At 70.8% G+C, this 18,339-nt stretch carries 28 protein-coding genes; 18 read left to right on the forward strand and 10 right to left on the reverse strand.

From position 1 onward, the window contains the following. Window positions 1–110 precede the first annotated feature (110 nt). Window positions 111–938, forward strand: a complete 828-nt coding sequence (locus ACTU3I_RS11090) for an SGNH/GDSL hydrolase family protein (protein WP_442925744.1) — start codon at window positions 111–113, stop codon at window positions 936–938. A 10-nt stretch (window positions 939–948) separates the two neighbouring features. Here ACTU3I_RS11090 and ACTU3I_RS11095 read toward each other — a convergent pair whose 3' ends face one another. From ACTU3I_RS11095 to ACTU3I_RS11110, 4 genes are all read right to left on the reverse strand, one after another. Beyond that, window positions 949–1,359, reverse strand: a complete 411-nt coding sequence (locus ACTU3I_RS11095; protein ID WP_442925745.1) for a VOC family protein — start codon at window positions 1,357–1,359, stop codon at window positions 949–951. 10 nt (window positions 1,360–1,369) lie between these two features. Then, window positions 1,370–1,828, reverse strand: coding sequence for a helix-turn-helix transcriptional regulator (locus ACTU3I_RS11100; protein ID WP_442925746.1), 459 nt, complete (start codon window positions 1,826–1,828; stop codon window positions 1,370–1,372). 34 nt (window positions 1,829–1,862) lie between these two features. Then, entirely contained in the window at window positions 1,863–2,021 is a 159-nt protein-coding gene (locus tag ACTU3I_RS11105; RefSeq protein ID WP_442925747.1) for a hypothetical protein, read from the reverse strand. Window positions 2,022–2,084: 63 nt separating this feature from the next. Further along, window positions 2,085–3,266 (reverse strand): sensor histidine kinase, encoded by a 1,182-nt coding sequence (locus ACTU3I_RS11110; protein WP_442925748.1) that lies wholly within the window; start codon window positions 3,264–3,266, stop codon window positions 2,085–2,087. Window positions 3,267–3,418: 152 nt separating this feature from the next. On the opposite strand from ACTU3I_RS11110, the gene ACTU3I_RS11115 reads away from it, so the two are divergent. Further along, on the forward strand, window positions 3,419–3,586 hold the full coding sequence (locus tag ACTU3I_RS11115) for a hypothetical protein (protein ID WP_442925749.1): 168 nt from the start codon (window positions 3,419–3,421) through the stop codon (window positions 3,584–3,586). A 1-nt stretch (window position 3,587) separates the two neighbouring features. On the opposite strand, the gene ACTU3I_RS11120 is transcribed toward ACTU3I_RS11115, so the two are convergent. Next, entirely contained in the window at window positions 3,588–4,118 is a 531-nt protein-coding gene (locus ACTU3I_RS11120) for a MarR family winged helix-turn-helix transcriptional regulator (RefSeq protein WP_442925750.1), read from the reverse strand. Between the two features lie 92 nt (window positions 4,119–4,210). On the opposite strand from ACTU3I_RS11120, the gene ACTU3I_RS11125 reads away from it, so the two are divergent. The 3 genes from ACTU3I_RS11125 (at window position 4,211) to ACTU3I_RS11135 (ending at window position 5,137) form a co-directional block, all read left to right on the forward strand. Beyond that, complete coding sequence (locus tag ACTU3I_RS11125) at window positions 4,211–4,546, forward strand: DUF7882 family protein (RefSeq protein ID WP_442925751.1); 336 nt, start codon at window positions 4,211–4,213, stop codon at window positions 4,544–4,546. After that, window positions 4,546–4,881, forward strand: a complete 336-nt coding sequence (locus ACTU3I_RS11130) for a hypothetical protein (RefSeq protein ID WP_442925752.1) — start codon at window positions 4,546–4,548, stop codon at window positions 4,879–4,881. Before ACTU3I_RS11125 ends, ACTU3I_RS11130 begins: the two co-directional genes overlap by 1 nt. A 79-nt stretch (window positions 4,882–4,960) precedes the next feature. After that, complete coding sequence (locus ACTU3I_RS11135) at window positions 4,961–5,137, forward strand: hypothetical protein (protein ID WP_442925753.1); 177 nt, start codon at window positions 4,961–4,963, stop codon at window positions 5,135–5,137. Here the strand turns inward: ACTU3I_RS11135 and ACTU3I_RS11140 are convergent. The 3 genes from ACTU3I_RS11140 to ACTU3I_RS11150 form a co-directional block, all read right to left on the reverse strand. Next, window positions 5,134–6,213: a DNA glycosylase AlkZ-like family protein gene (locus tag ACTU3I_RS11140; protein ID WP_442925754.1), complete on the reverse strand. Its 1,080-nt coding sequence runs from the start codon at window positions 6,211–6,213 to the stop codon at window positions 5,134–5,136. The two genes, ACTU3I_RS11135 and ACTU3I_RS11140, sit on opposite strands and share 4 nt — an antisense overlap. Window positions 6,214–6,236: 23 nt before the next feature. Beyond that, window positions 6,237–6,899, reverse strand: a complete 663-nt coding sequence (locus tag ACTU3I_RS11145; protein WP_442925755.1) for an SDR family NAD(P)-dependent oxidoreductase — start codon at window positions 6,897–6,899, stop codon at window positions 6,237–6,239. A gap of 87 nt (window positions 6,900–6,986) precedes the next feature. Then, window positions 6,987–7,325 (reverse strand): sugar ABC transporter ATPase, encoded by a 339-nt coding sequence (locus tag ACTU3I_RS11150; protein ID WP_442925756.1) that lies wholly within the window; start codon window positions 7,323–7,325, stop codon window positions 6,987–6,989. A 163-nt stretch (window positions 7,326–7,488) separates the two neighbouring features. Between ACTU3I_RS11150 and ACTU3I_RS11155 the strand changes: the two genes are divergently transcribed. From ACTU3I_RS11155 to ACTU3I_RS11180, 6 genes are all read left to right on the forward strand, one after another. Beyond that, window positions 7,489–8,328, forward strand: a complete 840-nt coding sequence (locus ACTU3I_RS11155; RefSeq protein ID WP_442925757.1) for an SDR family oxidoreductase — start codon at window positions 7,489–7,491, stop codon at window positions 8,326–8,328. Window positions 8,329–8,466: 138 nt separating this feature from the next. Further along, window positions 8,467–9,144: a response regulator transcription factor gene (locus ACTU3I_RS11160; RefSeq protein WP_442925758.1), complete on the forward strand. Its 678-nt coding sequence runs from the start codon at window positions 8,467–8,469 to the stop codon at window positions 9,142–9,144. Then, window positions 9,137–10,438, forward strand: a complete 1,302-nt coding sequence (locus ACTU3I_RS11165; RefSeq protein WP_442925759.1) for a sensor histidine kinase — start codon at window positions 9,137–9,139, stop codon at window positions 10,436–10,438. The genes ACTU3I_RS11160 and ACTU3I_RS11165 overlap by 8 nt, the downstream gene beginning before the upstream one ends. A 57-nt stretch (window positions 10,439–10,495) precedes the next feature. Continuing rightward, window positions 10,496–11,173 (forward strand): PepSY domain-containing protein, encoded by a 678-nt coding sequence (locus tag ACTU3I_RS11170; protein WP_442925760.1) that lies wholly within the window; start codon window positions 10,496–10,498, stop codon window positions 11,171–11,173. Between the two features lie 57 nt (window positions 11,174–11,230). Beyond that, window positions 11,231–11,662: a MarR family transcriptional regulator gene (locus tag ACTU3I_RS11175; RefSeq protein ID WP_442925761.1), complete on the forward strand. Its 432-nt coding sequence runs from the start codon at window positions 11,231–11,233 to the stop codon at window positions 11,660–11,662. After that, the gene (locus tag ACTU3I_RS11180; protein ID WP_442925762.1) at window positions 11,659–12,639 is read left to right on the forward strand and encodes a zinc-binding dehydrogenase; all 981 of its coding nucleotides are present in this window, start codon (window positions 11,659–11,661) and stop codon (window positions 12,637–12,639) included. Before ACTU3I_RS11175 ends, ACTU3I_RS11180 begins: the two co-directional genes overlap by 4 nt. 53 nt (window positions 12,640–12,692) lie before the next feature. Here the strand turns inward: ACTU3I_RS11180 and ACTU3I_RS11185 are convergent, their stop codons facing one another. After that, the gene (locus ACTU3I_RS11185; RefSeq protein WP_442925763.1) at window positions 12,693–13,010 is read right to left on the reverse strand and encodes a hypothetical protein; all 318 of its coding nucleotides are present in this window, start codon (window positions 13,008–13,010) and stop codon (window positions 12,693–12,695) included. 113 nt (window positions 13,011–13,123) lie between these two features. Between ACTU3I_RS11185 and ACTU3I_RS11190 the strand changes: the two genes are divergently transcribed. The 7 genes from ACTU3I_RS11190 to ACTU3I_RS11220 all read left to right on the forward strand — a co-directional run bounded on the left by ACTU3I_RS11190 (window position 13,124) and on the right by ACTU3I_RS11220 (window position 16,988). Beyond that, the gene (locus ACTU3I_RS11190) at window positions 13,124–13,276 is read left to right on the forward strand and encodes a hypothetical protein (RefSeq protein WP_442925764.1); all 153 of its coding nucleotides are present in this window, start codon (window positions 13,124–13,126) and stop codon (window positions 13,274–13,276) included. 122 nt (window positions 13,277–13,398) lie between these two features. Further along, window positions 13,399–14,142 carry a hypothetical protein gene (locus ACTU3I_RS11195; RefSeq protein ID WP_442925765.1) on the forward strand — a complete coding sequence of 248 codons (744 nt, stop codon included), beginning with the start codon at window positions 13,399–13,401 and terminating at the stop codon, window positions 14,140–14,142. Then, window positions 14,120–14,533, forward strand: coding sequence for a phage holin family protein (locus tag ACTU3I_RS11200; protein ID WP_442925766.1), 414 nt, complete (start codon window positions 14,120–14,122; stop codon window positions 14,531–14,533). Before ACTU3I_RS11195 ends, ACTU3I_RS11200 begins: the two co-directional genes overlap by 23 nt. Continuing rightward, entirely contained in the window at window positions 14,530–15,105 is a 576-nt protein-coding gene (locus ACTU3I_RS11205) for a DUF3618 domain-containing protein (RefSeq protein WP_442925767.1), read from the forward strand. Before ACTU3I_RS11200 ends, ACTU3I_RS11205 begins: the two co-directional genes overlap by 4 nt. Before the next feature lie 118 nt (window positions 15,106–15,223). Further along, on the forward strand, window positions 15,224–15,412 hold the full coding sequence (locus ACTU3I_RS11210; RefSeq protein ID WP_442925768.1) for a hypothetical protein: 189 nt from the start codon (window positions 15,224–15,226) through the stop codon (window positions 15,410–15,412). 40 nt (window positions 15,413–15,452) lie between these two features. Beyond that, entirely contained in the window at window positions 15,453–16,187 is a 735-nt protein-coding gene (locus ACTU3I_RS11215; protein ID WP_442925769.1) for an SDR family oxidoreductase, read from the forward strand. A gap of 48 nt (window positions 16,188–16,235) precedes the next feature. Beyond that, window positions 16,236–16,988, forward strand: a complete 753-nt coding sequence (locus ACTU3I_RS11220; protein WP_442925770.1) for a hypothetical protein — start codon at window positions 16,236–16,238, stop codon at window positions 16,986–16,988. On the opposite strand, the gene ACTU3I_RS11225 is transcribed toward ACTU3I_RS11220, so the two are convergent. Further along, window positions 16,985–18,283 carry a cytochrome P450 gene (locus tag ACTU3I_RS11225; RefSeq protein ID WP_442925771.1) on the reverse strand — a complete coding sequence of 433 codons (1,299 nt, stop codon included), beginning with the start codon at window positions 18,281–18,283 and terminating at the stop codon, window positions 16,985–16,987. The genes ACTU3I_RS11220 and ACTU3I_RS11225 overlap by 4 nt on opposite strands. Window positions 18,284–18,339: the final 56 nt, after the last annotated feature.

Genomic DNA, 18,339 nt, shown 5'->3' on the forward strand with positions numbered 1-18,339 from the left:
CGTTGCGGGCCGCCTGCGGACGGGCTCCCTCGAGGTGCGAGAATGCGGCGTCCGCTGGCGGCTTTCCGACGGATGCACCGATCGTGCCGCCGGTGACTTATGCTCTGCGCGTGACGTCGTCCGCGCGCTCCCGACCGCGCCGCCCGTTCTGGCCCTTCGCGGTGCTCGCGCTGGCGGTCGTCGCGGTGTGCGCTATGGCCGGATGGCGGCCCTGGTCCCCGGCCCCCGCGCCGGTGTCGGCTGCGGCCGGCGGCGATGCCGTGGTCGTCGCGCCGGCCGCGCTCGCCCTCCCCGAGCGCCCGCGCGTGCTGGTCTTCGGCGACTCGTGGACCTACGGATCGGCCGCCACTGATCCCACCCTCGGATACGCCTACCTCCTCGGTCGCGACGCGGGCTGGGAGACGATCGTCGACGGTGTGCGGGGCAGCGGATACCTCAAGCCGGGCCTGGACGGCGGATCGTTCGGGGAGCGGATCGCCGCTCTCGATCCGTCGCTGCGACCCGACCTCGTGATCATCGAGGGTTCCATCAACGACCGGCGCCTGCCCGCCTCGGGGTATCGCGGTGCCGTGAGCGCGGCGTGGGACGCGCTCACGGCGCTCTACCCCGACGCGACGATCGTCGTGCTGGGGCCAGCCCCCCAGGTCCTCCCCGTCGAGCCCGCGACGGCGCGGATCGACGCCGACCTGGCAGCCCTGGCCGCGGAACGCGGATGGTGGTACATCTCGCCCCTGGCCGATCGGTGGATCACCGAGGAGAACTACCTCGACGTTATCGACACGAGCGACATCGGCCGCGATCACCCCTCGACGAACGGTCACGCCTATCTGGCCGAGCGGGTGACCGAGGCACTCGCGACGATGGCGGCCCCCACCGATGTGATCGCCGACGCTCCCGAAGAGGGATCGGGCGGAGTCGTGGAGCCGGCGGCTCGATGACAGCGCCGCGTCAGCCGACCTGCTGCATCCGGATGAGGTTTCCCGCCGGGTCGCGGAACGCGCAGTCGCGCACACCGTAGGGCTGGTCGGTCGGCTCCTGCACGACCTCCGCCCCGGTGGCCTCGACAGTCGCGAACGCCTCGTCCACGTCTCGCGTCGCGAGGTTCACGCCGAAGTAGCTTCCCTTCGCGACGAGCTCGCCCAGCACGCGCTGTTCCTCGTCGGTGAGCCCCGGGCTCGCCGTTGGCGGATGCAGCACGATGCCGGTGTCGGGCTGGCCGGCCGGTCCGACGGTGATCCACCGCATCCCCTCGTACCCGACGTCACCGCGGACTTCGAATCCCAGCACGTCGCGGTAGAACGCCAGCGAGCTCTCCGGGTCGAGGTGCGGAAGGAAGGAGGTGTGAATCGTGATGTCCATGGCTCACACGTTAGGACGCCACGCCCACCGCCGCTTCTCGATTCCTGACCGGCCGCGTGACCTGCTTGGCGGTGCACGCCGGCATCCCGGCGGTCGCTTCCGCCGCTCGGTCCCGATAGACCCGCGGGGACACGCCGACCAGCTCGCGGAACCGCGTGCTGAAGGTGCCGAGCGACTGGCATCCCACGGCGAAGCAGACCTCGGTGACCGTCAGGTCGCCGCGTCGCAGCAGGGCCATGGCGCGCTCGATCCGCCGCGTCATGAGATAGGCGTAGGGCGACTCCCCGAACGCCGCGCGGAACTCCCGGCTCAGGTGGCCCGCCGACAGGTGCACGCCCAGAGCGAGTTCTTCCACATTCAGGGGCGACGCGTACTCCCGGTCGATGCGGTCGCGGACGCGGCGGAGCACCGCGAGGTCGCGGAGCCGCCGATCGCGTTCACCGAGCTGGTCGGCAACGGTCGGGTTCACCCTTCCGATGCTGCCACACCGCGTGCGGCAGCTCTCAGGTCTGGCGGCGGATCACCCGGATGAGCCACGCGATGATCGCGAGGACGAGGATGATGGCGCCCACCCACAGCAGGAACTTCACCGCTTCGACGAAGATCCCGAGAAGGAGCAGGACGACACCGACGATCAGGAGGATTACTGCGAGTCCGGCCATGGTCTCCACCCTGCCGCGGCGGCGGAGGTCGGCACGAGGGCTTGACAGCGGCTCCGAGGAGGCTCAGTCCGCGTCGGGTCGCGGCAGCACGACCCACACGCCCGTTCCCCCGAGCGTCGACGTCTCGATGCCGATACGGCCGCCGTGCGCCTCCGCGATCCGACGGCACGTGGACAGGCCGATCCCGAGCCCCGGGACATCCGCATCCGCCGCACGTTCCATGAGCTCGAACACGCGCTCGCGCTGCGCGGGCGGGATGCCGGGGCCGTTGTCCTCGACCGTGAGACGCCACCCGCCGAACAACTCGTCCGTACGCACACGCACGTCGGGACGCCTGCCTGAGGCGTCGGTGAACTTGATCGCGTTGGCGATGAGATTCTGCAGGAGGACGCGCAGGAGCGTCTCGTCGGCCTCCACGCGGGCCGCCCCGTGCACCGTCACCGCCGCGCCGGTCTGCTGTAGGGCCGCATCGAGGTCTTCGCGGACGGCCTCCACCACCCTCGCCACCTCGATCTCCTCGGTGCGCACAGCCGCGCCGCCGATGCGGGCGTAGTCGAGCAGGTCGCTGATCATCCGCGCCATCCGCGAGGCGGCCGACTCGGCGCGGGCGAGGGCGTAAGCGGCCCGCGGCGCGTTCGCCAGTTCCGGGCTGTCGGCGGCGAGCTCGATGAAGCCGGCGAGCGCGGTCAACGGGTTGCGCAGATCATGACTGACCTGGCCGGCGAAATGCTCGAGTTGGCTGTTGGCCTCGCCGAGTTCGCGGCTGATCCGGCGCAGCTCGAGCACGTCGACGACCTGGCCGGCCAGGAGCTGCAATCCCGCGCTCTTGTCGGCGGTAAGCTCACCCGGTTGCTCGTCGAACACGCACAGGGTGCCGATCGGAACGCCCGTCGGCGTGATGAGGGGGCTCGACGCGTAGAAGCGCACGTGGGCGATGACGCCGGTGACGAACGGATTGCCGGAGAATCGAGCGTCCTCGCGAGCGTCTCGCACCACGACGTGCCCGGGCTTCTGGAAGACCCGTGCGCACATCGAGTCCTCGCGCGAGCACACCGCCGGCTCGAGGCCGACCGCCGCGATCTGGTGCTGGAACCGATCGTCGATGATGTTGATGACCGCCGTGGACACGCCGCACACGGTGGCGGCGAGCTGCACGAGACCTTGCAGGTCGACGGTCGGTGGCTCCTCAATGAGCCGGTATTCGGCGATCGCCTCGAGACGCGTCACATCTTGCGCAGTCGTCACATCACTCCCCGCGAGTCTCCGAACGTCAGCAGCCTACCGATGCGCCGGGCATCGTCGCGGTGCGTACACCGGCGCGGCGGCGCTCACAAGCCCGCCGGTGATGTGGGCGCGGCGGCGGTAGCGTCGCGACGAGCGGAAGGAAGAAGGACACCATGACCGACTCCACACCGGCTCCGGACCAGCCCGACGACGGCGACGTCCCCCCGACCCAGGACGCCCCCACCGGCGGCGACGAGATGACCGAGGCGAACCTCCAGGCCGACAACGAGGCTGAAGAGGACATGCTGCGCGCGCTCGACCCCGAGGCGCCGACGGGATGAGTCAGCCCGTGGCCGACAGCGGCGGAGCCGACTCCGCCGGTGCGGTCACTTCATCCACCGCCGCTGCGACGCGCTCCAGGAAGGAGACGATCGCTTCGGCCTCTGTCTCGCTCACACCGGCGGTGGCAGCCATCATGCGTTCGTGCATGCTGCCGAGCGTGTCGCGGACCTCTTGCTCGGCGGCCGCGGTCGGACGGAGAGTGATGCTGCGGCGGTCCGACGCATGGCGGCCTCGGGTGAGATGCCCGGACCGCTCGAGTCGGTCCAGCAGCGTCGTCGTGGACGCCGTCGATATCCCGAGATAGCGCGCGACATCCGTGGGAGTGATCGATTCCCCGCGATTGTATGCGCGCAGGACATGCCGCAGGGCGAGAAGCTCGTTGTCCCCCATGCCCATCGCGTCACGTGTCCGGCGGCGCATCGCCATCTCGGCCGCGTGGTACATGCGCAAGGCGTGCAGCATCCTCCGTCCACGCTCCACATCGCCGTTGGTCGGATACCAGTAGGCGTCTGTGCGGCCGCTCTTTCCCATGTGCGTCCCTTTGACTTCTTGTTTGACTGATAGCTAGTCTAACTAGTAACGTGCGAGCCGAGCAAGCACGCTCTCGAGAGATGGGACGGGTCATGGGATACCTCTACTACGGCAACAGCAGCGAGCCGATCTCGATGCCGGATCGCCTGCTGGCGCACATCAAGGTCGTCGTGGCGACGAAGCTGCGCCGCAGCGAGAGCTTCACCCTGTCGTGGCGGCACCTCGAGAGTGAGGGCGGGCGAACGACGATCTGGATCCAGCCGGCCATCCCGCTGCGTTTCGTCTTCGCCTCCCCCGACCCCGAGATCCTCGATCAGGAGCTCCTCCGAGAGCTGGCCAACGCGGCGAACTCCTCGCGCGGACTGTCCGTCGACCTGTCCGACGAGGGCGAGCCGCGGGCCGAACCGGCCGCGCTGAGGGCAGCGTGATGTCCACAGCGCTTGCCCGATCTTCGGCACCGAAGGCGCTCCGGTGGAGCGAGGTCGAACGCGGTTTCCACGTCGCGTACCGCGGCGACGCGTTCGCCGGGTTCGTCGAGACGACGCCGGACGGGTCGTTCGTCGCCTTCGACGAGTTCTCGAGCCCCATCGGCCGCTACGGCACGCTCGCCCACGCGCGATCATCGCTGTCGACCACCACCTCGCCGGGAAACGACCGCCGGCGCCGTCGGATGCAGCGCGCTCGACGGGCGGTCGCCGCGCTCGCCGGCGGTGCCGCCGGGGCGCTCCTGCTCACCGCCGGAGTCCTCGCTCCGTACCTCTGAGTGCGCAGCGCGCTGCTGTCAAGAGCCCTGTCGACGACAGCGACGCGACCTAACGTCGAGGACACAGAAGGAGGCGATCATGGACGAACGCCCGCACGACGCTCGCGAAGGCGGCGAGTACACCGATTCCGATCCGCAGACGCCCGCCGGGGATGCCCGGGAGGACGGCGAGTACACCGACGTCGAGGAGGCGGACGGCAGCGCTTCTCGAAACGACGACGGCTCGGAGGGCGAATACACCGACGCCGAACGCTAAGAGCCGTATGACACCGGGACGCCCAGCCAGTCGGCCAGTTCGTCGATCTCGACGGCGACCATGTCGCGCTCTTCCCCCTCCCACGGCGCGATCTCGTGGACGGCGGCCACTCGGAGAACCTCATGCTCGCGGTCGAACTCGGCCTCGAGCAGGCCGAGAAAGCGATCGCCCACGAGGATCGGATGCGCGAAGTAGCCGAATCGCCGCTGAGCCTTGGGTTTGAACTGCTCCAGCACGTACTCGAAGCCGAAGATCTCTTTGAGCCGCGGCCTGTCGAAGAGCATCCCGTCATACGGGTTGAGCAGCGCGACCCGTCCCCCCGGGTCGTCGTCGAGGGCCGCGAGAGCGGCGGGGTCGACCCGCCACTTCGCGCGAGATCCTTCGACGACGGCGGGTTCCCCCGCGGAGCCCACGGGCGTCCAGGGCGACTTCTGTCGCGCGATCCCCGCGGCCGAGAGGCGACGTTCGTCGAGGAGAGCGGCCGCCTCCTCCGGTGGGTACTCCGGCAGATCCTGCGGATACACCCGCTCTGCGAGGTCCCACCGTCGGTGGCGCCCGTCGCGGCCCGCGACGGCGACGATCCCCTGCAGCTGAAGGAACTCCAGCAGGTGCACGACCTGGTTCGCGCCCGACCACCCGTCGGGCGGGCGGCGGATGTCCGCGGTGTCGGGGATCTGACGGGCGAGGAGCGGCCCCTCGGCGCGCAGACGCGCGAGGACGTCAGCCCGGAAGCGCGCATTGGCTTCGAGCCATTGTCGGCTGCTCTCGCGTTCCGGCCAACGCCGCATCTCCGGACGCAGAAGCGGCAGCAGGCTCATCGGACGGAAGGCTCCTGCGAACTCGAAGAGCAGCCGATCCCCCTCCGTCGATCTGGTGAGCTGACCCGGCTCGTAGGACCATCCCATGCGAGACCACAAGACCGTGTGCTCGCACGGCGCGATCGTCGCCGTCGGGTCTATCTTCACGGCTCCCAGCTGCTCGGCGACCTCCACGACGTCGCCGGGCCTGTCGGCGTCCAGCAGTTGCGCTCGCACGGCGATGCGCCGCGCCTGCTCGAGCGTGAGGCGGTGCGTCATCCCCCGAGGCTACTTCCCGCGCCTCAGTACCGGGCGGAGAAGCCGCCGTCCGCGTGGAGCAGCTGCCCGGACACCCATCGGCCCTCGTCGGAGAGCAGGAACGCCACGACACCGGCGACGTCCGAGGGGCGCCCGAGGCGTCCCAGAGGCTGCGCCGCAGTCAGAGAATCGCGGATGTCCGCGTCCATCCACCCCGTGTCGATGGGGCCCGGATTGACGACGTTCGCGGAGATCCCGCGCGGTCCGAACTCGCGCGCAGCCGAGATGACGATGCGGTCCAGCGCGCCCTTCGAGGCGCCGTAGGGCAGGTTGCCCGTGGTGTGATCGCTCGTGAGCGCCACGATCGCGCCGCCGTCACCCGGGCTCTGCCGCGCGAACGCGGCGATGAGCAGCAGGCTGGCGCGCGCGTTCACCGCGAGGTGCCGATCGAACTCGGCGACGGAGGTGTCGAGGATTCCCGATTCGACGTCGTGGGCGTGACTGAGGACGAGCCCGCACAGCGGCCCGTGTTCGGCGGCGACGCGATCGACGAGCGTGCCCGCCGCTTCCGCGTCAGCGAGGTCGCACGGGGCGTCGCCGCCGTCGAGGTCGCTCGTGACGACATGCCATCCGTCCACCCTCAGGCGCGAGGCGATGCCCCGGGCGATCCCGTCGGGGCGGGTGCCGGTGACGAGGACGGTGCGCATCCGTCGATGCTAACCGTGAGGCGCGCCCGGATGCGGAGGGCCGGCCGAGGCGCACATGGCGCTTGCTCGGCCGGCCGCTCATCCGGCTCAGTAGTCCTCGGGAGCGAGGTCGCCTTCGCCGTCGTCGCCGAGCTCGGCGATCTCCGGATCCTGTCCCTGCGTCTCCGGCTGCTGCCAATCGGCGGGGAGGTCCTCAGCCGGCACCTCATCGTCGGGACTCGGAATCTCGTCGGGGTCGGCCCCGGTCGCCGTCGCGGGGTCGAAATCGTCGAGCGACGCTCCCTCGTCGAGGGCGGTCGTCCGGTCCCACTCGGCCTGGGCCGGGTCGTCGGCAGGGTCGGCCTCCACCGACGTGTCTCCGTCGCGCAGCGGCTGGATTCCCGGGTCGCCGGCGTCGTCGATTCCGTCGCGGGTCGTATCGCTCATGAGGTTCCTTTCGTCCGTTCCATGCAACGCGATGCTCCCCCCGGCCACCGCCCCCTTGACAGGGCTCTCGTCATGCCGAGTCGATCCACGGCTGTCAACCCCAATGAAGATTGCCGCTGGATGCGGTCGCATCGATGGTCCAGACATCCCCAGGAGGCGCGAAATGGCCCAGCCCGCTCAGCAGCAGACAGTTCCCGGCAGCGACTTCGTGATGGAGCCGAGGCCCGACTACGGCCAGGACACCTACCGCGGCTCCGGGCGTCTCGAAGGCAAGGTCGCACTCATCACCGGCGGCGACAGCGGGATCGGCAAGGCCGTCGCCCTCGCCTACGCGCGGGAGGGTGCCGATGTGGCGATCAGCTACCTCAGCGAGCACGAGGATGCGGAGGAGGCTCGACGCTTCGTCGAAGACGCCGGACGACGCGTCGTGCTGTTCCCCGGAGACATCTCCGACCCCGCGCATTGCCGCTCCCTCATCGAGCGGACGGTCACCGAGCTCGGCGGCCTCGACATCCTCGTGAGCAACGCCGCGTTCCAGATGGACCGACCGAGCCTCGAAGAGATCCCGGACGAGGAGTGGGATTACACGTGGGCGGTGAACGTCAGCGCGTATTTCCATCTGGTGAAGGCGGCGCTGCCGCACCTGAAGCCCGGCGCCTCGATCATCGCGACCTCGTCGGTGCAGTCCGACCAGCCGTCGCCGAACCTGCTCCCCTACGCCGCGACCAAATCCGCGATGGCGAGCATCACGGCGTCGCTGGCGCAGATGCTCGGCGAGCGCGGCATCCGCGCCAACAGCGTGGCGCCGGGCCCGATCTGGACGCCGCTCATCCCCGCGACCATGCCGCCCGACGCGGTGGCGTCGTTCGGTGAGCAGACTCCGCTGGGTCGCCCTGGGCAGCCCGCCGAACTCGCTCCGGTGTACGTCATGCTCGCCTCCGACGAGGCAAGCTACGTCTCGGGCGCCCGCATCGCGGTGACCGGCGGAAAGCCCATCCTCTAGACCGAGGCGGCGGCGAAGCGGTCGAGGCCTCGCCGCCGTCTCACCTCAGCCGCCCACGGTCTCCTGCGGCCGCGCTCGTCGCGACGGGGAGAGCCCGCTTCAGGCACGCTTCAGCATCCGCACGCCAGACTGGTCGCGATGAGGATTCTCGTGGTGGACGACGAGGTGCGCCTCGCCGACGGTGTCCGACGGGGGCTGGAGGCGGAGGGCTTCGCCGTCGACGTCGCCCACAACGGCGTCGACGGACTGTGGCGCGCTCGCGGAACCCGCTACGACGCGATCGTGCTCGACCTGATGATGCCCGGGATGAGCGGATGGAAAGTGTGCGAGGCGCTTCGAGCGGAGGAGAACTGGACCCCGGTGCTCATGCTCACGGCCAAGGACGGCGAATGGGACCAGGTCGAAGCGCTCGAAAGCGGTGCGGACGACTACGTGACGAAGCCGTTCTCCTTCGCCGTGCTGGTCGCGCGCCTGCGCGCTCTTATCCGACGCGGCGGCGTCGAACGCCCCGTCGTGCTGACCGCCGGCGATCTCAGCCTCGACACCGGCGCCCGCCGCGTGTCCCGCGGCGACACGCCCATCCCGCTGACCTCACGCGAGTTCAGCGTCCTGGAACATCTCCTGCGTCACCGCGGGCAGGTGCTGTCCAAGCGCGACCTGCTCGCCGGGGTCTGGGACGACGATTTCGAGGGCGACCCCAACATCATCGAGGTGTACATCGGGCACCTGCGCCGCAAGATCGATCGCCCCTTCGGCCGGGAATCGCTCGAGACGGTGCGCGGAGCGGGGTACCGTCTGGCGGCCGACGGTGGCTGAGGCGCGGATGCGATCGCTGCGCACCCGGATCACGCTCCTGTCCGCGGTCATCGTCGCCGTCGTCCTCGTGGGCGGAGCGCTCGTTTTCTACGCCGTGCTGGCCGGCAGCATCCGGGACGCCGCGGCGCGATCGGCGGAGACGCGAGTCGAGGAACTCGCCGCGCGCGTCGAGGCGTCCGGTCCCGGCGCGGTCACCGCCCTCGAGGACGACCTCGCCCAGATCGTCGATGACGGCGCGGTGCTCACCGCGTCGGAGGAGGCGGGTAAAGAGCCCCTCCCCGACGTCCCCTCCGGATCGGTGGTCGATCACGACGGCGACTCCGTGCTCATCGTCCGGGAGAGCGTGGGCGGTGGACGCGACCTGCTCCTTGGGATCGCGCTCGATGACGATGCCGAGACGCTGTCGACGGTCGCCGCGCTCCTCGCCGTCTCGGTGCCCCTCGTGGTCGCCGTCGTCGCCGGGCTCACCTGGTGGGTGGTCGGTCGCGCGCTCGCCCCGGTCGCCCGCATCCGCACGGAGGTGGACGACATCACCGCCGACCGCCTCGATCGCCGGGTCGCGGTTCCGGGCTCACGGGATGAGATAGCCGCCCTGGCGACCACCATGAACCGGATGCTGACGCGTCTCGATGATGCCGCCGCCGCGCAGCGACAGTTCGTCTCCGACGCATCCCACGAGCTCCGCTCGCCGCTTGCCACGATCCGACAGCACGCCGAGCTCGCCCAGGCGCATCCCGAGGTGACGTCGGTGGGCGATCTGGCCGAGGTGGTCCACGACGAGGGCCTCCGGATGCAAGGACTCGTCGACTCGCTACTGCTGCTCGCGCGCCTCGACGAGGGCGCACGATCCCCCGCGGAGCCGGTCGACCTGGACGACCTCGCCCTGGCCGAGGCCGCTCGCCTGCGCGCGGCGGGTGGCGCGGTGGACGCCGCCGGCATCTCCGCGGCGCGCGTCGCCGGCGACGCGCGGCTCTTCGCCCAGCTCGTGCGGAACCTCGCCGACAACGCTGCCCGCCACGCTCGGTCGCGGGTGGCGCTGTCGACCCGCGCCGACGGCGGTCGCGCCTACCTCATGGTCGACGATGACGGCACCGGCATCGCGGAGCGCGATCGCGAGCGTGTCTTCGAGCGCTTCGTCCGCCTCGACGAGGCCCGCGCGCGCGACGCCGGGGGAAGCGGCTTGGGCCTGGCGATCGTCCGAGCGATCGCGAACGCGTCGGGAGGCTCGGTCGCGGTGTCCGACTCGCCGCTGGGCGGGGCGCGGTTCACGGTGCAGCTTCCCGCCGCGTCCTGAACGGTCCTTCAGGATGCTTCAGGGTCGCTTCAGCATCCGCGGGGCATCCTCGGGGACATGAGTGAAACACCTGCGACTCCCCAAGACCCGACGCTCCCTCTCGACCGCTCCCCCGAACCCGGGACGCACGAGCCCGTCAAGCGCTCCCGGGCCCGCGCACTGCTGATCGCGGGAGGCTCGGTGCTCGCCGCGGCCGTGCTGGCCGGCGGCGGCATCGCCATCGGTGCGGCGATCGCCGACGACAACGACGACGATCGCACGTCGAGCCGGACCGAGCTCGACGACGACCTGGCCGCCTCGACGCCGTCCGTCTCCCCCGGTGATTCCCGGTCCGATCGCGGGGCCACCTCCGCCGACCAGCTCGTCGACGCCGTCGCCGCGGCATCCGCGGCCGCCCCCGGCGACGCGGTCTCCATCGACGCCGAGGACGCCGGGGGGTGGGAGGTGAAGCTCCGCGGCGCAGACGGCACCGAATCGGAAGTGCGTGTGGACTCCGACGGCACGGCCACGGTGGTGTCCACGGCGGCGGACGACCGGACCCCGACGCGTGCGCTCGACGACGCGACGCTCCGCTCGCTCGTGACCGCGGCCCAGGCAGAGGTCGACGGCCGCATCGTCGAGATCGATGCCGATGACGACGCCGCCGCTTACGAGGTCAGCATCGCCTCCGGCACGGGGCGGACCGTCGACATCTCGGTCGACGAGAGCTTCACCGTCATCGCGATCGACGACTGACCCCCAGAAAACCAGCTTCCACGGAATATAGTTCCGTGGAAGCTGGTTTTCTTCGTCATGGATTTCTTCCTCGCTCTGGTCCGTTACGAAGTCACCCTCTGGAACGCCCTCGAGGCGCGGCTTCGCGGCAGCGGCGGCCTCAGCCTCGCACAGCTGCAGACCCTGGAGATCGTCGATCGATCGGACCGCACCGCTCGCGTGTACGACATCGCCGCGGCCATCGGCATCACGGTGGGCGCCGCGAGCAAACTGACCGATCGGCTCGAGCGCGACGGCCTTGTCGCTCGCCGGCCGAACCCCGACGATCGACGGTCGTCGCTCGTGAGCCTCACCACCAACGGTTCGGCCGCGCTGCGCGGCGCGCGCACCGTCGTCGCCGATTTCCTCGCGGCGGCGCTCGACGCCGACGATGTCGACGCCGCGGGGGCGGCGATCGGTCGGCTGTCGGTGCGGCTCGACTCCGTTCTCGGGGCAGGACAGCCGGCATGACGGCCACGATGCGCGCCGTCGTGGTCGACGGGCCCGGCGCCCCGGACGTTCTGCGGGTGCGCCGCGTGCCGATCGCCGAACCGGCTGCCGGTGAGGTGCTCATCCGCGTGCGAGCGTTCGGCCTGAACCGCTCGGAGCTGCATTTCCGCCGCGGTGTCGCCTACAGCGGGTCCTTCCCCCGCATCCCCGGCATCGAGGCCGTCGGGGTCGTCGAAGCTGCCCCCGGCGGCGAGTTCCGAGCCGGCACGCAGGCGGCGACCATGATGGGCGGGATGGGCCGCACGTTCGACGGCGGTTACGCGGAGTTCGTGACGGTTCCCGCAGCCCAGGTCATCCCGTTCCGCAGCGATCTGCCGTGGGAGGTGATCGGCGCCGTGCCGGAGATGCTGCAGACCGCCGCCGGTTCCCTGCGCGTGGGCGTGGGCGCCCACCGTGGAGACAGCCTCCTCATCCGAGGCGGGACCTCGTCGGTGGGACTGGCGCTCGCGGTGCTCGCCAAGCTCCAGGGCATGACGGTCTTCGCGACCTCTCGGCGTCCGCAGGCGCGCACCCTTCTGGAGGCCGTCGGGGTGGACCACGTCCTCGTCGACGACGGCTCGATCGCCGCGCAGGTCAGGGCGATCGCCCCCGCCGGCGTGGACGGCGCCGTGGAGCTCGTGGGGGTCGATGCGCTGCGCGACACGCTGCGGGCCGTCCGCCGGGGCGGCACCGTCTGCTTCACCGGGATGCTCTCGGACGAGTGGACGATTCCGGAGTTCTATCCGATGGACTGGCTGCCGAACGGCGTGCGCCTGACCGCCTACGCCGGCGAAGCCGACGACCTCGCGACAGCGGACCTGCAGGAGTTTCTCGACGCCGTAGCCGACGGCAGCGCGAAGGTTCCCCTCGGCCGGGTGTACCGGATGACCGACATCGTGCAGGCGCACCGCGACATGGAGGCCGGCACGGCGGGGGGCAAGGCGGTGGTGGTGCCGTGATGTGCCCGATCGAGGTGGCTCACGCGCAGTACCTCGCCCGGCGGCCGCCGTCCTCAGACGACGTCGAAATGCTCGACCGTCTCGTCGCGCGCGATGAGGAACCGATCGTCGTCGGGGTAGAAGACGGCGAGGCCGATGTCGTCGCCGGCGAACGCGACGATGTCTGACCGGTCCCGCCACAGGGACAGGGTCCGCACCTCGGTGCGTCCGTCGCCGGCGTCTCGCATGAGAGCGTATGCGCCGAGGTTCCCGGGGGTCGCCCGGTAGGCGTCCATTCCGGTCTTCTCCAGGTAGGCGGCATACGCATCGCGATCGGCCGTGCGGATCCATCCGGTCCAGCTGCGCAGCACGGCGGGGCGTTCGGGGCTCACAGACCCACCGTGGACGCCCGCCGCGGCGCCGCGCAACCCCCTGTCTCCTCGGCGCCGCATCCACTTCGGTGGGAAGACTGCCGCGAAGGCGGCCCCGAAGGAGGACGAACACCATGACCAACAGCACACCCGGCAACCAGCAGAACGACAGCCCCGCCGACGACGAGACCGCGGCGGGGACGGGATCGGAGTCGCCGCAGGAGGGCGCCGCGGCGGAGGACGCCGCAGAGGACGCGGTCGTGGAGGGCGACAGCCCCGCGACCTGAAGCGAGCCCCCTCCCTGTGGCACATCGGGGGCGCCGGGTCAACCCGCGCGGCGCTGGATCGAAAGCGACGTAGACCTGTCGGACTGCCCGGTCCCCCCGACCGGCCCGTTGAGAGGAACAACATGTCGCAAAGTTTCGGAGGCGAACCGACTGTCGGTTCGGATGCTGCGAACGGCGAGTTCTCCACACCTGCCGACACCGCATCGAGCGACTCGTCCGGCACGGTGGGAACCGCCGCGGCCGAAGGGCGCGAAGTCGTCGGCACTGCCGCTGAGGGTGCCGGCCGTGTGCTCGAGACCGCTCAGGCCGAGGCAGGTTCGGTGGCCGGCGAGGCCAAGAGCCAGATCAAGGACCTCTACGCCCAGACCCAGAGCGAGCTGAAGGAGCAGGCCGGCGTGCAGCAGCAGCGCGTCGCCGAGGGCCTGCGCTCCGTCGGCGACGAACTGACCGCGATGGCCGACTCATCCGAGAGCCCCGGGTTGGCCGCCGACGTGGTCCGGCAGGTGTCGAGCCGGCTCACCGGAGTGGCCGGCTGGGTCGCCGATCGCGACCCCGGGTCGCTTCTCACCGAGGTGAAGTCCTACGCGCGGCGCAAGCCCGGCACCTTCATCGCGATCGCCGCGCTCGCGGGGCTCGTCGCCGGCCGCCTCACCCGCGCGCTGGCCGAGAGCGCCGGCGACGACAGCGGCACGCCGTCCGCGGCATCCCCGCCGCCAGCCACGCCGGTCTCGGCCCCGTCGTCCGGCCCCGCAGCCACGGGAACGCTCGCGGCCGGCGCACCGGCCCCGGCGACGCCCGTGTACGACCAGGCACGCGCGTCCTTCGGCGGCGAAGGGAGCGGCGATGTCGGATCCCACACCGTCTGAGGAGAAGGCCGCTTCCACGTCGCTCGGCGAGCTGCTGGGAGAGGTCACGAGCGACCTGTCCACCCTCATGCGGCAGGAGCTGGAACTGGCCAAGGCGGAACTGCGCCAGTCGGCCACGCGCGCCGGTAAGGGGGCGGGGCTCCTCGGTGGCGCCGGGTACGCCGCCGCCATGGCGGTGTTCTTCCTGTCCATGGCGCTGTGGTGGGGGCTCGGCTTCCTCGTCGGGCTGGCGTGGTCGGCCGTGCTGGTGGCTGTCCTATGGGGCGTCATCGCCCTCGTGCTGTTCCTGAACGGGCGCACGCAGATGAAGAAGATCCAGGGGGCGCCCGAGACGGTCGATTCGCTCAAGCGCATCCCCGAAGCCGTGAAGAGAAACGAGGAGAACCGATGAGCGATTCACCGGAGGAGATCCGCGCGTCCATCGATCGCACGCGCAACGAACTGAGCTCGGACGTGGATGCGCTGGCCGACAAGGTCACGCCGTCCAAGATCGTGGAGCGGGAGAAGAACAAGATCAAGGGAGCATTCACCTCTGTCCGTGAGCGCGTCATGGGCGCGGCGGACGACGTGGGGAGCTCTCTCAAGGAAGGCGGGTCATCGGTGATGTCAGATGTGTCGGGAGCCGGATCGTCGGCCGTGTCCAAGGTCCAGGGGAACCCGCTGGCGGTCGGGCTCATCGCCTTCGGTGCCGGGCTGGTGCTGGCGTCCTTGATCCCCGCCTCCGAGAAGGAGAAGAACGTCGCGGCGTCGGTGAAGGAGCAGGCTCAACCGCTCGTGGACAAGGCGTCCAGCGCCGCACGCGAGGTCGCCGAGCACCTCAAGGAGCCGGCGCAGGAGGCCGCCGCGGCCGTCAAGGATCGCGCCAGCGAGGCCGTGGCCGAGGTGAAGGACGAAGCGTCCCACGTGACGTCGGATGTCACCGACCGCGCTGCTCAGGCGCGGGAGAACGTCAGCGACAGCTGACACCCGGCGGAAGGGGTACGGCGCGCGAGGTGCCGTGCCCCTTCTTCCGCCGTCAAGCCGTTGCCCCTGTTCCGTCGGCGGTGAGACGCTGCCACTTCATCCACACGAGGAGGCCGCCATGAGCGACGTCAGCGATCCGCAGCCGGAGAGCGAAGAAGAGCCGCGGGCCGACGAGCTCGAGGAACCGAGCACGGAGAAGGACCCGGGCGAGGAGCCCAAAGCGCCGGCCCCTCACGATCCCGAGCCCGACCACGAGGCCGTCGGCATCGGCATCATCGACGGCCCGGAGTCCGAAGAGCAGCACTGACGCCGCCCCGCGCCTCGAGCCGCGGTGACATGATGTGCCGATGAGGATCGTCGTGATCGGCGGCACCGGACGCATCGGCGCGCGCCTGGTCGCACGGCTCGGCGCGTTCGACGTGCTCGCCGCGGCGCCCTCGACCGGCGTCGACGCCACCACCGGAGCGGGGCTCGACGAGGCGCTGACAGGCGCCGACGTCGTGATCGACGTGACTCGGCCCCACTCCTACGCACCGCAGGAGGTGCACGCCTTCTTCGAGACGTCCACGCGTCATCTCCTGCGGGCGGCCGCAGCGGCGGGCGTCGCACACTATGTGGCTCTCACGATCGTCGGCACGGCAGACGCCCGGATCCCGTTCTACGAGGCGAAGGCCACCCAGGAGCGGCTGATCCGCGACAGTGGGCGACCGCACACGCTCGTGCACGCGACGCAGTTCTTCGAGTTCTTCGGCGGCATCGCCGACAGTGCCACCACGAGCGGCGTCGTGCGCCTCCCGGGTGCTCTCGTGCAGCCGATCGCCGCCGACGACGTGGCGCAGTCGCTGGCCGACGTCGCGGCGTCGCACCCGGCAGGCGATATCCAGATCGCCGGTCCCGAGCGGATGGCCCTGAACGAGTTCGTTGCGCGCGGGCTCGCCGCATCCGGTGATCCCCGGCTGGTCGTGCGCGACGACGAGGCGCTGTACTTCGGCGGATCCCTCGCCGAGCACGGGCTGCTCCCCGGGCCGGAGGCGCGCCTGTCTTCCACGAGGTTCGAGGACTGGCTCCGGACGCAGGGGTGACGAGGCACGAACGAGCCGCGACGATAGTCTCCTCATCGAGGAGGCACGGTGGCGGACCACGACTGGCCGTTCGAAAGCGCGGTGCACGTGTTCGCGCTCGCGACGCTTCTCCTCGCCGCCGTGGCCCCCACGGCGGCCATACTCATCGCCCGACCGTGGATGCGTCGCCCCGCGAGCGGATGGAAGCTGGCCTGCTTCGGGCTGGCCGCGGCCATCTTTCTTCTGGTGGCCGCTGCAGCGCTTCCTCTCCTCTTCGCTCGAGCGAGCGACACCCGCACGTCTCGAGCCTTCGTCGTGAACGCGACCCTGGAAGGCTTTCTCCGCGCCCTCGGGCCGGCGTGGTGGCTGGCACCCTCGGCGTACGTCTTGGTCGGCTTGGCCGTCGCCCTGGTGGTGGGAGGAGCACTTCGGGTGCCGTCGCTGGACTACTCGACGCTGCCACCGAGCGGCGTTCGGAAGGTGGTCGCACGTGGGCTGCCCCTCGAGCTTCTGAACGATCATCCGGACAAAGGCAGCCCGGCCTTCGTACGAGCCGCGGCGCTGGGATCGGCAGACGCTCAGGCCGCTCGTCTCCAGCAGCGCGTCATGCTCCACTACCGCGGCGTAGGTCAACTCGGCCGTGACGCGGTGCTGCTCCGGGTCCGTAGACTCCACGAGGTCGTGCGCTCCGCCGAAGATCCGGCTGCCACGCGAGCGCCGCTCCGAGAGATGCAGGAGATAGCCGCCACGCTGGACAGCGGCGTCAGTCTGCCAGCTCTGGCACGGCGGTGGAGACACGAGGCCCCCCGTTCCGGCACTTAATGGAACGGGCAGCGGGACGGTGCACCGGCCGGGCGCACGACACCTCCCGACGCGGGCTTCGTCGGCATCCGCCGCGGGTTCACCGCGAGTCCGCGGCCCGTGATCTCGACTCGACGGTCGCTGAGGGCGGCGACCGCGGTCGCGAGCCCGGCGATCGCCAGCTTCTCTCCCGGGCAGCGGTGGCCGGTGGCCGGCTCGGCGCCGCCGTGCGGGATGAACGCGGCGAGCTGCTCGTAGTCGTCGGCACCGCGGAAGCGCTCCGGATCGAACTCGTCCGCGCGATCCCATGAGCGGTCGTCGAGGTCGGTGCCGAGGATGTCGAGCACGACCCGCCCACCCGCCGCCATCCGCTGCCCGTCCAGCTCCACGTCGGTCACCGCCCACGCCGGGAGGACGGGGACGAACGGCGCCGTGCGGCGGATCTCCTGGGCGAACATCGTGGCGAGGGGGCCACCGGCGAGCGATCCGCGCTCCTCGGCCTCGGCGGCGATCCGCCCACGCCACTCCGGCCGGTCGTGCAGCTCCTTGGCCGCGAACGCCACGAAACGGGCGACGGCGATCATCGGGCGGATGCTGTTCTGCAGCTCGATCCCGGCGAGCCTCGCTGCGAGAAGAGCTCCGTCGCGACCGCGGTGCCACGCCCATTCGGAAAGAGCGGTGCCCGCCTCGGGATGCAGACGGCCGCCTCTCACCGCGTCGACCAGTCGCGCCGCGTGCCGGTCCGACCATCCGCGGTTCGCGATCGCGAGGAGGTACTCCGGCGAATACGGGACGCCGAACCCATCGACGATCTGCGCCAGGCGCCGCGCCCAGCGCGTCTTCGCCGCCGGCGTGCCCGGAAGCCCCGCCCAGCGCATGCTGGCCCGTCCGAAAGCGCCGACCGCGGCCTCGTACGCCGATCGCCGGCCACCCGATCTCCACGACTCGAGTTCGCCCTCCCACTCCTCGCCCAGCAACGGCGCCAGGCGCGCGACGTGCGCGTCCTCGTAAGCGACGTCGAGGAAGGTGGCCTTGCGGTGGCGGTGCTGGTCACCGTCGAGACTGTGCACGGAGCCGTTGCCGAACAGCGACTCCTGGATGAAGGCCGGCATCGCCCCGTGCCGGCGGATGCGCGACTCGTCGTAGAAGAGCGCGACGCCCTCGCTCCCCCGCACCAGGAGCGCATCGCGACCGAGGAGGCGGAACGGCACCGCGCGGGCACCGGCGCGGGCGCGTCGCCAGATGTGGGCACCGAAGCCGTAGCCGCGGATGAGGAGGGAGAGCGAGTCGTCACGAAGAGCAGCCGGGAAAGCCATGCCCGCCACGGTGCCTCCTGTCCGTCGGGATCTGAAGGGGGCCGACCTCATCCGAC

Source organism: Microbacterium sp. RD1 (assembly GCF_052220165.1).
Classification (GTDB): domain Bacteria; phylum Actinomycetota; class Actinomycetes; order Actinomycetales; family Microbacteriaceae; genus Microbacterium.

Coding starts and splice junctions, on each gene's coding strand:
- ACTU3I_RS11160 (WP_442925758.1), top strand. CDS start 8,467: ATGAGGATTCTCGTGGTGGACGACGAGGTGCGCCTCGCCGACGGTGTC.
- ACTU3I_RS11205 (WP_442925767.1), top strand. CDS start 14,530: ATGAGCGATTCACCGGAGGAGATCCGCGCGTCCATCGATCGCACGCGC.
- ACTU3I_RS11120 (WP_442925750.1), bottom strand. CDS start 4,118: ATGGGAAAGAGCGGCCGCACAGACGCCTACTGGTATCCGACCAACGGC.
- ACTU3I_RS11140 (WP_442925754.1), bottom strand. CDS start 6,213: ATGACGCACCGCCTCACGCTCGAGCAGGCGCGGCGCATCGCCGTGCGA.
- ACTU3I_RS11225 (WP_442925771.1), bottom strand. CDS start 18,283: ATGGCTTTCCCGGCTGCTCTTCGTGACGACTCGCTCTCCCTCCTCATC.
- ACTU3I_RS11130 (WP_442925752.1), top strand. CDS start 4,546: ATGTCCACAGCGCTTGCCCGATCTTCGGCACCGAAGGCGCTCCGGTGG.
- ACTU3I_RS11215 (WP_442925769.1), top strand. CDS start 15,453: ATGAGGATCGTCGTGATCGGCGGCACCGGACGCATCGGCGCGCGCCTG.
- ACTU3I_RS11145 (WP_442925755.1), bottom strand. CDS start 6,899: ATGCGCACCGTCCTCGTCACCGGCACCCGCCCCGACGGGATCGCCCGG.
- ACTU3I_RS11180 (WP_442925762.1), top strand. CDS start 11,659: ATGACGGCCACGATGCGCGCCGTCGTGGTCGACGGGCCCGGCGCCCCG.
- ACTU3I_RS11170 (WP_442925760.1), top strand. CDS start 10,496: ATGAGTGAAACACCTGCGACTCCCCAAGACCCGACGCTCCCTCTCGAC.
- ACTU3I_RS11175 (WP_442925761.1), top strand. CDS start 11,231: ATGGATTTCTTCCTCGCTCTGGTCCGTTACGAAGTCACCCTCTGGAAC.
- ACTU3I_RS11150 (WP_442925756.1), bottom strand. CDS start 7,325: ATGAGCGATACGACCCGCGACGGAATCGACGACGCCGGCGACCCGGGA.
- ACTU3I_RS11155 (WP_442925757.1), top strand. CDS start 7,489: ATGGCCCAGCCCGCTCAGCAGCAGACAGTTCCCGGCAGCGACTTCGTG.
- ACTU3I_RS11190 (WP_442925764.1), top strand. CDS start 13,124: ATGACCAACAGCACACCCGGCAACCAGCAGAACGACAGCCCCGCCGAC.
- ACTU3I_RS11210 (WP_442925768.1), top strand. CDS start 15,224: ATGAGCGACGTCAGCGATCCGCAGCCGGAGAGCGAAGAAGAGCCGCGG.
- ACTU3I_RS11105 (WP_442925747.1), bottom strand. CDS start 2,021: ATGGCCGGACTCGCAGTAATCCTCCTGATCGTCGGTGTCGTCCTGCTC.
- ACTU3I_RS11135 (WP_442925753.1), top strand. CDS start 4,961: ATGGACGAACGCCCGCACGACGCTCGCGAAGGCGGCGAGTACACCGAT.
- ACTU3I_RS11200 (WP_442925766.1), top strand. CDS start 14,120: ATGTCGGATCCCACACCGTCTGAGGAGAAGGCCGCTTCCACGTCGCTC.
- ACTU3I_RS11095 (WP_442925745.1), bottom strand. CDS start 1,359: ATGGACATCACGATTCACACCTCCTTCCTTCCGCACCTCGACCCGGAG.
- ACTU3I_RS11115 (WP_442925749.1), top strand. CDS start 3,419: ATGACCGACTCCACACCGGCTCCGGACCAGCCCGACGACGGCGACGTC.
- ACTU3I_RS11125 (WP_442925751.1), top strand. CDS start 4,211: ATGGGATACCTCTACTACGGCAACAGCAGCGAGCCGATCTCGATGCCG.
- ACTU3I_RS11195 (WP_442925765.1), top strand. CDS start 13,399: ATGTCGCAAAGTTTCGGAGGCGAACCGACTGTCGGTTCGGATGCTGCG.